Below are 15,780 nucleotides of genomic sequence, written 5' to 3'. Positions count from 1 at the left end.
CCCATTATTATTTAGCTGATAATTCGGTCTCCCAGTCCGCGGAAGCGGTCCCGTTCAAATCCCAGACAATTTTTCCGGCACGCAATGTCAGTTCCGCTTCCAGCTTTTTATCCCCTTTCATTTTCAATCTCCTCGTATCCAGGAAACCAAAATCGCCTTTTCTGATATTAAAAACGGTGACATCGGCCTCCGAACCAACCGATAAACTTCCCAGGTCGGGGCGCTTGATTACCTGTGCGGGGTTCCAGGTAACCCGCAGAATTGCGTCTGGCAGGGACATACCCATGTTCAGGAATTTGGAAATGATATTGTCCAGGCCCTTCATACCGCCGTTCATGCTGTCGGTATGCAAATCGGTGCTGATGACATTGGCCTTAAAACCTTGCTGTAAGGACGGAATGGCCTGCCTCCACGCAAAAGCGCCACCACCGTGACCGACGTCGAAGATCAATCCCTTTTTCTGCACTTCGAAAATGAATGGTTTCACTTTCCCGTTTTCGTCTACGACAGTCTCGCGGTCGTTGGGTCCATGTGCGTAAGTATGTGTGAAAATATCACCGGGGCGAAGGTATTCTTTGAACAGCTTTTCAATGGACAACGGCGGCCTATGTTCACCGAAATCGACCATTACGGGCACGTCGGCCAGTTTTCCGGCTTCAACGGCCTTCTGTACCTGAGAATAATCGCCCCAATAGTGCGCAGATTTGATGCCAACGATGAGATTGGGATAAAGTCTTTTGATCATATTGGCGACCATCACCGGGTTCATGTCCGACAGGTCCTGCTCTTCGTACCGGCTCGCCATTCCGGTACCGACAATATTGAGAAAAGCCAGTACGCGGGTTTGGGCTTTGTCAATCGTTTGCGCTTTGAACGTTTTGAAATTGCGCCAGCCAGAGGACCCTGCGTCCACAACCGTAGTTACCCCCGTCCGGAATGTGAACCCATCGGGCGGCAAACTCGTGGAGGCATTGGCAATGTAAGCATCCGGTGTAGTACCGTTAAAAACATGGGCATGCATATCAATAAAGCCCGGCGCGACGTAAAATCCTTTGACATCAACGGTCTTTTTGGCGGAAGAGGCAGGAATGTCCTTCGCTACGCGCACGATTTTTCCGCCCGTGATAGCGACGTCCATTTCAGTGTCAATGTTGTTTTTTGGGTCAATCACATGACCGCCCTTTAAGAGTACGTCGATATCCTGCGCGAAAGCGACAGCATTGATGAAGAAAATGAGCAGGCAGGCCAGAATAGCAGCACTGCCGCAGCGCCCTGTTTCTGAAAAAGGGACCATATCAGGAGTTTAGGAAGTTGAGAGATGACAACTCGCATCAGGACGTGAGTTTAACGAAAAAATCTGTTGCATCCAAGCAGTACGTGCACGAGCACGCAATTTGTGGCCCCGGCAGGTGTTATGCAATCGAAGGAAAGGAAATGCCTTTTATCTTCCGGAATAGTTCCACAGCATAGAGGTCTGTCATCCCGGAAACAAAGTCCAGAACGGTTTGGATTTTGGAATAGGGGTCTGTTCGGGAAGTAATGAATTGTTTGGGGATGAGGTCGACGAGTTTTCTGGAATAATGTGATTGGTTATTGAGATAGGCGGGTACGAACTCTTCTAAAAGCCCGCCCATTACCTTATAACCCGCTACTTCGATCTGGACCACGGAGGAGTAATTGTAGATTTTTTTAACGGAAATCCGTTCTATTTCTTTCATGGCTGTTCTAAAGGGCTCAGGAATGCCGTCGATCAGGCTTTGGTTGAAATCGCCATCCAGTATGATTTGTTGCTCACGATAAAAAAGTTCCGAACAGTTTCCGATGAGTGTACTGATGGATTTGGCCCTGAGCAAACTGATTTTCGCATCATCGTCATCGATTTCGGCCAGCCGCGCGGGCATTTTCGGATCATTGCACAATTCGAGCAAAAGTGTTTCTACTTCCTGATAGGACAATATTTTCAGGCGGTGAGCATCCTCGAGGTCGATGATATTGTAGCAGATATCGTCGGCAGCTTCCACCAGGTATACCAGCGGGTGTCTTTTATAAACCAAAGGAGATGCACTTACTTCATTCAATTGCAGTTCAGCGGCGATTTTTTGAAAACCGCTTTGCTCCGATTGAAAAAAACCGTATTTCTTGGTGAATATCTTTGATTTATGATGGCCGGCCAGCGATTCGCAGGGATATTTGGCAATGGAGGCCAGCGTGGAATAGGTGAGCGCAAAGCTGCCGTAGCCTTTTCCGGCATAGGGATGGGTAAGGATCCGGAAAGCATTGGCATTCCCTTCGAAATGAGCCAGGTCGGCCCATTGAGCGGAGGTAACCTCATTTTTGTATTTGAAACCGTCGCCATCTGTAAAGTAATGGGAGATAGCGGCTTCTCCCGAATGCCCGAATGCGGGGTTGCCCAAATCGTGGGCCAGACAGGCCGCGGAAACAATGTTGCCAATCTCGCTGATCAGAGGCAGCTTCTCATCAATTGCAGGATCGTCATTTTTTAACTTATTGTAAAAAATCCGGCCTAATGATTTGCCTACGCTGGCTACTTCCAGGCTGTGTGTAAGGCGGTTATGGACAAACACGCTGCCCGGCAAAGGAAAAACCTGTGTTTTGTTCTGTAATCTTCTGAATGGGGAGGAGAAGATCAGCCTGTCGTAGTCGCGCTGAAACTCCGATCTTGCCTCGGCGGGGTCGGCATTGTATTTATCTTCGCTTCCCCAGCGTTTGGCGGAGAGTAACTTTTCCCAGTTCATGATATATCTGTTAAACCCCGGCAAAGCTAATCGCTTTCAGCTAATTCAGGAAAAAGGAATAGAATGGTAGTTTCCAGCGCGCCGTTACTTTTCATTTAATCAAAAATAAAATTGTTTAATTCCTAAACAGCCAGTTATGAAAAAGATAGCCGCAGCAGTCTGTTTTCTTGCATTTGGAAATATCTCCTTTGGGTTTGTTGATAAAACGACTGAGGATAAAGCGGAACTAAAAAAGGACGAAAAGCTGGCAAAGGAAATGGCGGAGGTAGCAGCAGTCTTTCTGAAAACTCTTTCTGCGGACCAGCTGAAAGACGCTAAGATGTCTTACACAGATACGATGCGTTTTGATTGGAACTTTACGCCCAGAGCAAGGAAGGGCCTTACTTTGAAAGCGATGGATGCCAACCAGCGCAAAGCGGCGATGAACATGGTCAGGCTGGCATTGAGTCAGGAAGGTTACAGTAAGGCAGAACAAATTATAGACCTGGAAAATGTATTGAGAGTCGTTGAAAACCGTCCGGCCAACGATACTTACAGAGATCCCGAAAACTATGCATTTCTGGTGTTTGGCACACCGGGTACAGATCCGTGGGGCTGGCGGGTGGAGGGCCATCATCTGTCGCTTCATTTTTCATCGATGAAAGGGCAAGTAACTTACACGCCGAGTTTTATGGGAAGCAATCCCGGAACCGTATTAATCGATGTCCCTCAGAAAGGTAAAAGGATTTTAAAAGCAGAGCAGGATATCGCATTTGAGCTTCTGCACAGTTTGGATCCGTCTCAATTGGCGAAAGCCAATATGGGCACCAAAGCGCCTAACGAGATTTTTACAGGCAATGCGCGCAAAGCGTCGCTTGCAAAAATGGAAGGGATCCCCATGGGAGAAATGACATCAGCGCAGAAGGCGATTTTTAAAAACCTGATCATGGAATATTTGCGCCGTTACCACATTACCTTGAAAAATCAGCAGTGGAGCGAGCTTGAAAAAAATGGATTGGACAAAATCCATTTCGCCTGGATGGGCGATCAAAAACCGGAGATCGGTCCCGGGCATGGCCATTATTACCGAGTCCACGGCCCGACATTCCTGATCGAATTTGACAACACGCAAAATGGCGGCAACCATGTGCATTCGGTGGTAAGGGACCTTGCCAATGATTTTGGGGAGGATATGCTGGGTGCGCATTATGAGAAGGGGCATTGAGTGCTTGTTTGCCCCCTAAATCCCCCTGGGGACTTGACATTTGACAGTCTTGGAAAAAACAGGGCATATGATCCAAATGAGCCCGGAGCTAATCGGAGAGTTCGGCATTGATGTCATAAGATTTACCAACCATGAAGTTTTCTTTCAAATAGAGGATGTATTGGCAAAGATTCGTTTCTTAGTCACGAAGCATAGCTAACTTTGGAAATGACTTCCGCGCGACACCGATATTTTATCCTTAATAAGCCCGCAAATATGGTTTCCCAGTTTGTAAGTCCTGATGATGTGGGGCTTCTGGGAGATATCGATTTTGATTTTCCGGAGGGTACGCATGCGGTGGGGCGGCTCGACAGTCATTCCGAAGGCTTGCTTATCCTGACTACCAATAAACGGGTAACCAACCTGCTTTTTATGGGGGAGGTCCCTCACAAGCGGACTTACTGGGTGAATGTCGGGCATCATGTGAGTGAGGATACTTTGCGGCTTTTACGCAGTGGGATTGGGATCCGCGTGAAAGGCGGCATTGAGTATGTGACCTCTCCCTGTGAAGTTGAGATTATTTCCAGGCCTGAGATCTTGTCAAAACACATCAGTGAGATACGGGAAAATGTGCCCAATACCTGGCTGCGCATGACGCTCACCGAAGGGAAATATCACCAGATCAGGAAAATGGTACGCACAGCCGGCCACCGGTGCAAGCGATTGGTGCGTGCGAGTATTGAAGATATTGCGCTGGAAGATCTGCAGCCGGGTGCCGTACGCGAATTGGATGAAAACGACTTTTTCAGACTTTTGAAAATCGAAAACTGGCAGTCAGCCATATCATCCAGCCGTTTGCCGACGCCGCCGCTCGTATAAAACGTGAGTTCTCAATAGATCGAAAACCTAGATTTACGACATCTATTAGTCATAAACGATCACTTAACGCTTCCTGAAATGAACTTAATTGGAAATATCATCTGGCTTATTTTCGGTGGATTCGTCGTCTTCCTGGAATACATGGTTTCCGGCCTGGTTTTGTGCCTTACCATTGTTGGCATTCCTTTCGGCATCCAATGTTTCAAGATCGGTTTTCTGACGTTGTTCCCATTTGGGCAGCAGGTTAGGGAGGTTCCGGGAAATACAGGCTGCCTTTCCACGATTTTCAACATAGTCTGGATTTTGCTTGGCGGTATCTGGATTGCGCTTACCCACCTTGTTTTTGGAATAATTCTTGCCATTACGATCATCGGACTCCCTTTTGCAAGGCAGCACTTCAAGCTGATGAGCCTCTCTTTTGCACCTTTTGGAAAAGAGATTTATTAATTCTTTCAATCTGAAATTTTATGAAAGCCGCTGTAATCACTACGCCGGGAGGTCCCGATGTTTTACAAATTCAAAACAGGGAGGTGCCGGCCATCACCAAAGATGAAGTACTGATCAGAGTTTATGCAGCGGGGATCAACAGGCCGGATGTGCTGCAGCGAAAGGGAAAATATCCGCCTCCGCCCGGAGCTCCCAAAGATATTCCGGGCCTGGAGGTAGCGGGAATAATAGAAAGGACGGGTTCACAAATTCCGGATTGGAAAGTGGGTGACCGAGTTTGCGCATTGCTGGTAGGCGGCGGTTATGCCGAGTTTGCCGTAGCGAAAGCGGGACATTGTCTTCCAATCCCGGCTGGATTCAATTTTGCGGAAGCCGCATCGCTGCCTGAAACTGTTTTTACGGTCTGGCACAATGTATTCCAACGAGGCAGCTTGAAATCCGGTGAAAATTTCCTGGTGCATGGCGGCAGCAGCGGTATCGGGATCACGGCAATTCAAGTGGCAAAAGCATTTGGCGCGAAGGTTTTTACCACGGCTGGCAGCGATGAAAAATGCGACGCATGTCAAGCACTGGGGGCGGATCTCTGTGTGAATTATAATGCTGCTGATTTTGAAGAGATACTAAAGGAGCAGGGCGTTGACGTCATTCTCGACATGATTGGAGGAGACTACATTCCTAAAAACCTCCGACTTTTAAAAAGAGAAGGAAGGCTGGTTTTCATTAATACCATGAAAGGCAGCAAAGCAGGGGACGCCGATTTCGGGCTGATTATGCAAAAACGCCTTACCGTAACAGGCAGTACCCTGCGCAATAGAGAGCCCGAATTCAAATCTGCTCTCGCTTTGGAAATCAGGGAAAAAGTGTGGCCGGTGATGGAAAGTGGGAAATTTAGGCCTGTTGTTTTTAAACAATATCCATTGGAGGAAGCTGCGAAGGCGCACGCTTTAATGGAAAGCAGCGAGCATATCGGGAAGATTGTGCTGGCCGTACACCTTCCCTGACAGAAAGCATACTCCTTTCATTTCATTCCTTCCCCCAACTGCCTGTTCAAAATAGCCGACACCTGATCTGCTTGTGCGTAGACCATCAAGTGGCCCGCGCCTTCGATGGTAATGTCGGGCTGGACGAGCTTGATACTGATCAGTTTATCAGCCGTGCCGTGGATATGGTAAAGATGTTCTGCCTTCTTTTTGCGGTCCCAACTGCTCATGCGAACCAGTGCCCATTTAAGAAACTTACTGTCGGTGTCGTGTAAAATGGATTTGAGCAAGGCTTTCAGCTCGGGAGTATCTGCCCCGAAATATTTATAAACAATGGAATTTGTCGATTTCAAAATCGGTGCGGCGAAAGGGGAGAGCAGCAGGAATTTGATCAGTCTTTGGTAACCTTTCGAAACCGGGATACCTACTGGCGTGCTGGAGATAAGGATAATCTGCCGGGGATGCACGATATCAGAAAGCTCCGATGCCATGACACCACCAAAAGACAGGCCCACCAGTTGAAATGGCTGGGTGGTATCCATTTGGGCAACGAGCCTGCTTGCATAGTGCTGCAATGTTTCCTTTTTCTCTGGTTTAATCCATTCAATGTGCTTCACAAGAAATCGGTCGTCCAGTTTTAGCTGGTCAAAAACACGTTTATCGGCGCCCAGGCCACTTAAAAAGTAAACATTCATTTTTGACGCAGATGGGGATCGGGCAATAGCGTGGCCGATGGAAATCAGACAGACCAGTAATGCAATAAAAGGAGCCCGAAATTTTGAAAACATATCTTAGAGGTAGCTTTCGAAATATACGAATTCCGGCAAAATAAAGATTTAAAGCTATTTGCCCAGATTAAGCCGGACACCTCCCATCAACCATCTGCCCGGCATTTTTGATCCCAGCAAATCGCTGTATTGGACGTCAAATGTGTTATCAGCCTGGACAAACAGGGCGAGTGCACGGTTCAGGAAAGCATATTCTGCCTTTGCATTCAGCACAAAGTAGTCTTTGGTGATAGACGCTTCGATTGCTGCGGCATCCCGGGCTGCGCGCTCTTTATAAAGACCATTGAGACTAAGCGAAAACCCGGAAACCTGGTAGATCGCCGAAAAATTAGTCAGGAATTTCGCGTGGGATGAAACGTAGAATGAAGGTATCTGACTGCTGTTTTTGCTGTTGAGCCAGGTTAGCCCTGCGTTGAAGATCAATTTCTGGTTGACCGAAATTGAGTTGACTGATTGAATGTCAAGCTCGAAGCCTGTTGTATTGACTTCTGCAATGTTCAATGCCAACCCAAAAGTACCAGTCGGTGAAAGATTTTCTTTGCGGGGCATTTGGGCATAAGGCGTTGTGACGTAGTCGATCAGGTCGTTCTGAAGTCTCTGAAAAAAAGTACCTGAAATTTTGAACTGAGCAGTTGGGCTTCCGGACAGGAACCAGTCGGCCCCGGCTTCGTAACTGAACGAACGCTCAGCCTTAAGGCTGGGATTGCCTACATTTCCTCCGGTTACCAGCGTTTTATTATAGTTGTTGAAACGCTCGGTAAAGTCGGCATCGCGGATTGTTTTTCCGGCACTTCCGCGGAGCTGCCACTGATCTTTTTTGTATGACAAATTAATCTGCGGCACAAATTCGGAACCAATGTTTTCACGCCAATCCAATCGTACAGAGGGGGTGACCGTAAAATGTGCTCCGAATGCCTGAACAAGAGAAACAAAAGGCGCGAATTGGCTCAACGAATGATCGCCCCGGTCGTTAGACGAGATATTACGGTTTTGATAATTCAGGCCTGCGATCAGACTTGTATTTGGCGTAAACGCCTGTTGCCATACCGCCAGCCCCTGCCAGAGCCTCGACTTACTGCTATTTGCAATCGCATGCGGATTGAATGCATATCGATCGTCGGCAAACTTGTATCCTGCGTCAAAGGAAAAAGAGGTCTTATCCTTTTTGTAACCAAGCCTGACCTGGTTCCAGGAAGTTTTTACTTTTTCGCTGGCGGTGTCGGATTTGAGTACTGTATAAAAATTCTGCGCGGCAAAATCACGATGGTCGTAAGCGCTTCTGATGGCAAGATTCCAGTTCGGCGACAAGTCATAGTGCAATGAAAGAGATGCAGTATTGTTGTGAAAAAAACCTTTGATACCGCGCTGCTGAACTCCGGTAGCATTATTCGAAAGGATACCCCCGGAAAGGGCCAGTTTATTTTTTTGATAAAAACCGCCCGCATTGGCGTTTATCAGTCCGTAAGCGCCGGCAGTCAGCATGGCGTTCGCACTTGCTTTTACAGCCTGCTTTCCCTGGTTATCAGCTAATTGCCTGGCTGCAAAAGTTTTGGAAATCACGTGGATCACACCTCCTACGGCATCCGAGCCATAAATCGCAGAAGAAGCGCCTTTCAAAACTTCGATCCGTTCGATTTCTGAGGGTGAAACCGGGATATAGCTGTTGAAGTGGCCGGTATTGGGATCGTTCAGCCTGATCCCGTCCAGAATTACCAGCACCTGCTGAAAAGTACCGCCGCGAAGCACAATGTCGCTCTGCGAGCCCATGGGCCCGCGCGCCTGGATTTCAACGCCCGGCACATATCTCAAAAGATCGTCGATGCTGTGCACCGGCAGGTTTTGAAAATACTCCCCCCGAATCACTGCAATGTTACGTCCCGTCTGCGAGGACCTTTTTTCTATCATGGAGGAAGTGACGGTTACAGGGTCGAGCGAAATCTCCTGGCCCATTGCGAAGTGGCACGCATAAAGCAATAGAAGGGCGGCGTAATATTTATTCATTGGTGTTAATTAAAGGACGATGATCTAAAAACCGAAGCTGAAGGCTATCGCTACCAGCCAAAAGCTGAAACAAACATACTATCTTGCCGGACCGGTCAAGTACCCCGGTTTGAATATAATGAGTAGTCCGGTTGAAATTCCCTTTAAAAATGTGATCCTGCTGGACAGACTGGCAGAAACGCCGATATACCTGCAAATAGCCCGCCAGATGATCAATGCCATCCAGCGCGGCGTGCTGGTGACCGGCGCGAAATTGCCGGGAACACGGTCGTTGGCCGACATTCTGAATGTACATCGCAAAACAGTTGTGGCGGCATATAACGAACTCGATGCGCAGGGTTGGATTGAAATGCTTCCCAACAAAGGGACATTTGTTACTAAAAAGTCGTTGGTCAGCGAATCAAAAAGCCTTCCGTTTGATGCCAGGGACCTTGTGAGCTATCCCAAAAACACCGGTTTTAGCTTCGATCAAAGTATGCTGCTGGACAGGCCCGTTTCGGTTTCGAATGTTGACCTGGAGTTTACAGACGGCCTGCCCGATGTCCGGCTCGCGCCCATGGACAAGCTCGCCAAAGCTTATTCTAGTGTTCTTAAAAGGAAGAATAACCGGAAATACCTCAGTTATTCACATGTAGAGGGGAATATCTATTTCAGGGAAAAGTTGGCCAATTATCTGAATAACACCCGTGGATTACATGTCGGAAGCAAAAATATCATCACCACACGGGGCATTCAAATGGGCATTTACCTGGCTTCCATGCTGCTGCTCAAAAAAGGGGACCAGGTGGTGGTCGGCAACCTGAGCTATTATGTGGCCAACATGATTTTCCAGCAAGCCGGCGCACAAATTCTTTCGGTTGAGGTTGATAACCAGGGGATTTCCGTGGAAGCTGTGCGGAAATTGTGTGAGATAACCAGGATCAGAATGCTTTACATCACGCCACACCACCACTATCCGACAACAGTTACCCTGAGCCCGGAACGGCGTGTCGAATTGCTTAATCTGTCGGTCCAGCACGGATTTATTATTCTGGAAGACGATCATGATTATGATTTTCACTACAACAGCAGTCCGGTTTTGCCTCTGGCGAGTGCGGATAGCGCAGGCATGGTGGTGTATGTTGGTTCTTTTTGCAAGGCGATGGCGCCGGGATTAAGGTCGGGTTACATGGTTGGTCCCGAAAACCTGATATCCGAGTTGGGGAAAATCAGGCGGATCATCGACCGGCAGGGTGACCTGATGATGGAACAGGCATTGGGCGAACTGCTCGACGAAGGTGAAATTCAGCGGCATATCAAAAAAGCGCAGAAGGTTTATCATCACCGGAGAGATTTGCTAAGCGAAATGCTGGGCGAACATCTTGGCGATTACTTGTCATTTCAATCACCTCCAGGCGGACTGGCAATCTGGACGGAATGGCGGAGGGATGTTAACCTCATGCGGATCAGTAAGGCTTGTCTGAAACAAAACCTCCACCTGCCGCAAACGCTCTTATTTCAGACCGGAAAACTGAGTGCTATGCGGCTTGGTTTCGGAAATATGAATGAAACGGAATTGAAAGAGGCAGTTTTGATCCTTAGGAATGTTTTGGAAAAGAATATTTAGCCGCGTTCCGGATCTGCGTTGCTATCATGAATTATTCAATTAATTTGTGAGAAAATCATATAAAATGAAAAAGCGCACCTTTATCAAATTATCATCCGCTTTAATGACAGCTCCCTTATTTTCGCCTCTTGAAGGTTGGGCCGCATCCGATATGGACGGTCATAGCCACGCGGCCGACAAACTTAAAAACTGGGCAGGTAACCTGGAATACAGTACCGAGAAACTCGATCAGGCCAAAACGCTTTCGGAAGTCCAGCAAATCGTAAAAAAATATCCGAAGCTTAAAGTGCTTGGCACGAAACATTGCTTCAATAACATTGCCGATACCAAAGACCAGTTTATCTCGCTCACTTCGGCAGAGGAATCCATTGTTCTGGATGAAAAAAATAAAACGGTAACTGTCAACTCCGGGCTGAAATATGGTCAACTGAGCCCCTATCTGCATAAAAAAGGCTTTGCACTGCATAACCTTGCTTCTTTGCCGCACATTTCGGTCGCGGGCGCATGTGCGACTGCGACGCATGGTTCGGGGGAGAAAAATGGTAACCTGGCGACGGCGGTCGTAGCGATGGAAATCGTGACTGCAAGTGGCGATGTGGTGCAGCTGAGCAAGAAGAAGGATGGTGAGAAATTCAATGCGGCGGTGGTTAACCTGGGGGCGCTGGGGGTGGTTACCAAAGTGACATTGAATGTGGAGCCGACTTTTCTGATGGGGCAGTATGTGTACGAAAATGTCCCGCTGGATCAGCTGAAAAACAATTTTGACAAGATCGAAGGCAGTGGATACAGTGTGAGCTTGTTTACCAACTGGGCGACCAATGACATTACGGAAGTTTGGGTAAAGTATAAATCAAATAATGCTTCCGCGCCCAAAATTTCGCCGGAAAAGGAATTTTTCGGCGGAAAACTGGCAACCAAAAACCTGCATCCGATCCCCGAACTATCTGCCGAAAACTGCACGCCGCAAATGGGCGTGCCGGGTCCGTGGTACGAACGTATGCCGCATTTCAAAATGGGCTTTACGCCCAGCAGCGGTAAAGAATTGCAGACAGAATATTTTGTGCCGAGACAAAATGCAGTGGATGCAATTATGGCTGTTTCGAGGTTGGGAAGTCAGATTACACCACATTTATTTACTTCGGAAATCCGGACCATTGCAGCGGACGACCTTTGGATGAGCCCCTGTTACAAGCAGGATGCGGTGGCGATCCACTTTACCTGGAAGCAGGATTGGTCGGCGGTGAGTAAGCTGCTCCCGGTTATCGAAAAGGAACTTTCGCCATACAACATCAGGCCGCACTGGGGAAAATTGTTTACTATTTCACCTGCAATACTTGAAAAGCGGTATGAAAAAATGGCGGATTTCAGAGCGCTGGCGAAGGAGTATGATCCAAAAGGGAAGTTTCGCAATGACTTTTTGAATTTGAATGTTTACAAAGGCTAAATCTGATCAGAACCCTGGTCACCATACTTTTATCTAAAAAACTGTCTCGAAATGAATGTTTCAAGGCAGTTTTTTTGTTGTCCGGATACTGAGTTAAAGGTACGATCCAGTCAATTCGTGTCGTTTTTACCGAATACCAGTCATCACTTTGTTAATTCAATAGATAATGGCAACAAAATTGAAAGAGCTTCCGGCTGCCGCGCAGGAACTTACTGCCGACAAAATCACAGAGTTATACATGCATTACTGTTTGGAGAACAACAAGAAACCGGAATCGGTGTATTTGTTCTGTAAGCAAAATGGCATCGTCGAAAAGGATTTTTATAAGCATTTTTCATCCGTCGACGCGGTTGAGAAAAGCGTGTTTGTGACATTTCACAAGTTTGCTGTTAACCTGATCGCCCAGAGCGGGGATGCAGATGTGTTGGGATTCCGGGAAAAACTTCTGACCTATTATTACACCTACTTCGAGATCCTGACAGCCAACCGAAGCTATGTTGTTTTTGCTTTAAACGAAAGTAAAAACAGGCTGAACGGGCTACTTAAGCTGAAAGAATTCCGCACCGAATTCAAGAACTTCATTGAGAAAATCAGCGCGGGATACCTCAAGGCAAAAAGTGAGCGGATCAGAAAAGCCCAGCAGGATGCGTTGGACGAGGGAGCGTGGGTTCAGTTCATGGTAACGCTCAAATTCTGGCTGGATGACGAGTCCATCGGCTTTGAAAAAACAGATTTATTTATCGAGAAATCGATACGGGCCACATTTGACCTGATTGATACGACGCCATTGGAAAGTGTGATCGATTTTGGAAAATTTCTCATAAAAGAAAAGTTACGGTAGGAATGGAGACCATTGACAGCATACCTACTTCAAAAATACAGCGTGCGACCAAGTTGCTTTCGACAGGAGTGAAAATCGGAGGCAACTATTTGAAATATTACGGCGAAAAGATCATTAGCCCTGAAACTGCCCGCGATAATCTGAATACCAACAATGCCGAAGACATTTACGACGGACTTAAAAACCTGAAAGGCAGTGCATTGAAAGTGGCCCAAATGCTGAGTATGGAGAAGAATTTTCTTCCACAGCAGTATGTCGAGAAGTTTTCATTGTCCCAGTTTTCTGTGCCTCCGCTTTCTGCCCCGCTGGTGGTGAAGACGTTCAGGAAATACTTCGGCAAGTCGCCCCTGGATTTGTTCGACACCTTCAATCCAAATGCGATCAATGCGGCAAGCATTGGCCAGGTACATAAGGCCACATTGGATGGGAAAGAACTGGCCGTGAAAATACAGTATCCCGGGGTTGCCGAGAGCATTTCTTCGGACCTTGCGATGGTCAAGCCAATCGCTATCAAGATGTTCAACATTCAGGCGAAGGATTCGGACAAGTATTTTAAGGAAGTTGAAACCAAGCTGACCGAAGAAACCGATTATAACCTTGAAATAGCCCAGAGCAGTGAAATTGCCGAGGCCTGCGCGCATATCCCAAATCTTAGGTTCCCGAAATATTACCCCCAATATTCGAGTGAGCGCGTCATCACCATGGATTGGATGACGGGGAAACATTTATCCGAGTTTTGTAAATCCAATCCCGACCAGGTTAGTGCTGACAGGATAGGGCAGGCGCTTTGGGATTTCTACATGTTCCAGGTACACCAGTTACGGAAAGTGCATGCAGACCCTCATCCAGGTAACTTCCTGATCGACGACCAGGACAACCTGATCGCCATTGATTTCGGATGTATCAAGGAAATTCCGGAGGCATTTTACAATCCGTATTTTGAGCTTGCGGAGCAGGAAAACCTGAATAACCCCGATGTATTTTATGCCAGGTTGTTTGATCTTGAAATTCTGACCGAGAAGGATACCAAAGCAGAGACCGTTTATTTTTCAAAGCTTTTTCATGAAATATTGTCGCTGCTGACCCAGCCCTTCCAATCTGAAAAGTTCGATTTTTCTGACGAGCAGTTCTTTGGCAAGCTGGCTGAGCTAGGTGAAAAATATGCAAATGACAAGGAGCTGAGAAAGATGAATGTGAACCGTGGTTCGAAACATTTTATCTACATCAACAGAACATTTTTTGGTTTGTTCAGCTTGTTGCACGACCTGAAAGCGACCATTGATACAAAACAGTTTGTTGCCTGAAATGCCATGGGGGCGGGAAGATGTCCGCCCCTATTCTTCAGTCTTTTTTCTTCTCCTGACCAGTCTGAACAGATTGCTGTTGGCCTCGTCGGGGGTTTGATCTCCCAGCAATATACCCCATGGCTGCAGACCGTCGACCCGGTCGAAGACGACTTTCATCATCGCAATGGCCGGGATGGAAAGGAACATTCCGGACAAACCTGCCAATGCACCGCCGATCAATACGCCGAGGATCGATACCAGGGCATTAATTTTCACTTTTGACCCGACCACAACAGGTACCAGAAAGTTATTATCAATAAATTGGACAGCGATGAATACGCCCACAACACCCAGGATAGTGTCCAGTTCGGGATGGCTGATAAAAGTGACCATAACCGCAAGTCCGGTTGCCACAAGACCTCCGATGTAAGGAACCAGATTAAGGATAGCAGCCATAATAGCCAATAATATGGCGTATTGGACATTCAAAATCAGTAGCCCCACCGAATTCAAAATGGCGACGGCGGTGGTTTCGAGGAGCAGCCCGACCATATAGCTCTGGATGATTGTTTTGATTTGACCGAGGCCTTCCAATACCTTCTCCTTGTGTTTCTCGGCAAACAGCACCACTGCGAAGTGTAGAAGCATGGTGCGGTAGTAAAGCAAAAGGAATGCATAGATCGGTATCAGGATCAGGGTCCCCAGCGGGCCCGTCACTACGCCAAGCGTTTCCGCCCCCTGAAAATTTTCGAGCGTTTTGGTTTGGGCATTTTTAAGATATTTTTCCTGCTGCCAGTAGCTTACGCTGTATTCTCTTCTGATCCAGCGCCTTACGTCGCGGTACACCTCATTGAGATTTCTCTTCAGCCTCGGCCATTCGTCCGAAAAATCCGCCAGCTGCATTGATAATACGATCGCCACTGCTGACACGATAACCACAGCAAGAAGGACTGCCAAACTGATCGCGACAATTTTGGGTATGCCGATCTTTATCAGCCAACGTTCTACCGGCCTCAGCAAAACGGCCATTAATCCGGCCATAGCCAGCGGAACAAGGATGTCCTGCCCAAGATAGATCGCAAGCATGATCAACCCGATTGCCAGTAGGGAGAGGGAAAATCTTTGGTAGAAGGCGGGGGTATCAGTGGAGGTCATGGGTTTGGTTGATCTAACTTTCGTTCAGCGTAAATTCGGGATTGTAAATCAATCCAATCACATTTCCCCAAGGATCTTTGACGGAGGCTACGACGATATCTCCTCCCACATTATTCGGAGATTCATGCGCCGTCGCACCAAATCCAATAAGTTTTTGATATTCAGAATCGATTTGCTCTGTGCCCCAATAGGTTACAACGTTTTCCGTTTTGAGGCCGGGGTGCTCATCTTCCGGCTGCAATCCCAATTCGTAGCCTGCAATGTTGTAGCCAACGTAGAAAGGCTCGTCAAAATAGGGTGCCGTTTCAAACGCTTTGGCATACCATTCTTTGGCCGCATCGATATCCGCTACCTTATAAATAGTGGTCCTTAATCCTTGAAATTTCATGGTTTTGTTGAAGTTTTATGATGGGT

At 47.4% G+C, this 15,780-nt stretch carries 14 protein-coding genes; 8 read left to right on the top strand and 6 right to left on the bottom strand.

Annotated elements, in window-relative coordinates; all coding sequences use genetic code 11:
• Positions 1-7: 7 nt before the first annotated feature.
• Positions 8-1,294, bottom strand: coding sequence for an amidohydrolase/deacetylase family metallohydrolase (locus AC1XUF_RS17785; RefSeq protein WP_483343172.1), 1,287 nt, complete (start codon positions 1,292-1,294; stop codon positions 8-10).
• A 118-nt stretch (positions 1,295-1,412) separates the two neighbouring features.
• Entirely contained in the window at positions 1,413-2,756 is a 1,344-nt protein-coding gene (locus tag AC1XUF_RS17780) for a deoxyguanosinetriphosphate triphosphohydrolase (protein ID WP_483343171.1), read from the bottom strand.
• 136 nt (positions 2,757-2,892) lie between these two features.
• Here AC1XUF_RS17780 and AC1XUF_RS17775 point away from each other — a divergent pair, with 136 nt between their 5' ends.
• The 4 genes from AC1XUF_RS17775 to AC1XUF_RS17760 all read left to right on the top strand — a co-directional run bounded on the left by AC1XUF_RS17775 (position 2,893) and on the right by AC1XUF_RS17760 (position 6,266).
• Positions 2,893-3,960, top strand: a complete 1,068-nt coding sequence (locus AC1XUF_RS17775) for a DUF3500 domain-containing protein (RefSeq protein WP_483343170.1) — start codon at positions 2,893-2,895, stop codon at positions 3,958-3,960.
• 207 nt (positions 3,961-4,167) lie between these two features.
• The gene (locus AC1XUF_RS17770) at positions 4,168-4,818 is read left to right on the top strand and encodes a pseudouridine synthase (RefSeq protein WP_483343169.1); all 651 of its coding nucleotides are present in this window, start codon (positions 4,168-4,170) and stop codon (positions 4,816-4,818) included.
• 78 nt (positions 4,819-4,896) lie between these two features.
• Positions 4,897-5,265 (top strand): YccF domain-containing protein, encoded by a 369-nt coding sequence (locus AC1XUF_RS17765; RefSeq protein ID WP_483343168.1) that lies wholly within the window; start codon positions 4,897-4,899, stop codon positions 5,263-5,265.
• 20 nt (positions 5,266-5,285) lie between these two features.
• Positions 5,286-6,266, top strand: a complete 981-nt coding sequence (locus AC1XUF_RS17760; protein WP_483343167.1) for an NAD(P)H-quinone oxidoreductase — start codon at positions 5,286-5,288, stop codon at positions 6,264-6,266.
• A gap of 17 nt (positions 6,267-6,283) precedes the next feature.
• On the opposite strand, the gene AC1XUF_RS17755 is transcribed toward AC1XUF_RS17760, so the two are convergent.
• Complete coding sequence (locus AC1XUF_RS17755) at positions 6,284-6,940, bottom strand: alpha/beta fold hydrolase (RefSeq protein WP_483343166.1); 657 nt, start codon at positions 6,938-6,940, stop codon at positions 6,284-6,286.
• Between the two features lie 147 nt (positions 6,941-7,087).
• Positions 7,088-9,034: a TonB-dependent receptor plug domain-containing protein gene (locus AC1XUF_RS17750; protein WP_483343165.1), complete on the bottom strand. Its 1,947-nt coding sequence runs from the start codon at positions 9,032-9,034 to the stop codon at positions 7,088-7,090.
• Between the two features lie 118 nt (positions 9,035-9,152).
• Between AC1XUF_RS17750 and pdxR the strand changes: the two genes are divergently transcribed.
• The 4 genes from pdxR to AC1XUF_RS17730 all read left to right on the top strand — a co-directional run bounded on the left by pdxR (position 9,153) and on the right by AC1XUF_RS17730 (position 14,229).
• Positions 9,153-10,640 (top strand): MocR-like pyridoxine biosynthesis transcription factor PdxR, encoded by a 1,488-nt coding sequence (gene pdxR, locus AC1XUF_RS17745; protein WP_483343164.1) that lies wholly within the window; start codon positions 9,153-9,155, stop codon positions 10,638-10,640.
• A 64-nt stretch (positions 10,641-10,704) separates the two neighbouring features.
• Positions 10,705-12,084 carry a D-arabinono-1,4-lactone oxidase gene (locus AC1XUF_RS17740; RefSeq protein ID WP_483343163.1) on the top strand — a complete coding sequence of 460 codons (1,380 nt, stop codon included), beginning with the start codon at positions 10,705-10,707 and terminating at the stop codon, positions 12,082-12,084.
• Positions 12,085-12,250: 166 nt separating this feature from the next.
• Entirely contained in the window at positions 12,251-12,925 is a 675-nt protein-coding gene (locus AC1XUF_RS17735; RefSeq protein WP_483343162.1) for a TetR family transcriptional regulator C-terminal domain-containing protein, read from the top strand.
• A gap of 2 nt (positions 12,926-12,927) precedes the next feature.
• Positions 12,928-14,229 carry an ABC1 kinase family protein gene (locus tag AC1XUF_RS17730; RefSeq protein ID WP_483343161.1) on the top strand — a complete coding sequence of 434 codons (1,302 nt, stop codon included), beginning with the start codon at positions 12,928-12,930 and terminating at the stop codon, positions 14,227-14,229.
• 30 nt (positions 14,230-14,259) lie between these two features.
• Here the strand turns inward: AC1XUF_RS17730 and AC1XUF_RS17725 are convergent, their stop codons facing one another.
• Together AC1XUF_RS17725 and AC1XUF_RS17720 are read right to left on the bottom strand one after the other, a co-directional pair.
• On the bottom strand, positions 14,260-15,366 hold the full coding sequence (locus tag AC1XUF_RS17725; RefSeq protein WP_483343160.1) for an AI-2E family transporter: 1,107 nt from the start codon (positions 15,364-15,366) through the stop codon (positions 14,260-14,262).
• Positions 15,367-15,379: 13 nt separating this feature from the next.
• Positions 15,380-15,754 (bottom strand): VOC family protein, encoded by a 375-nt coding sequence (locus tag AC1XUF_RS17720; protein WP_483343159.1) that lies wholly within the window; start codon positions 15,752-15,754, stop codon positions 15,380-15,382.
• Positions 15,755-15,780: the final 26 nt, after the last annotated feature.

This window comes from Dyadobacter sp. HNCC25DJ185 (assembly GCF_056895195.1).
This window is presented reverse-complemented; position numbering and strand designations above follow the sequence as displayed.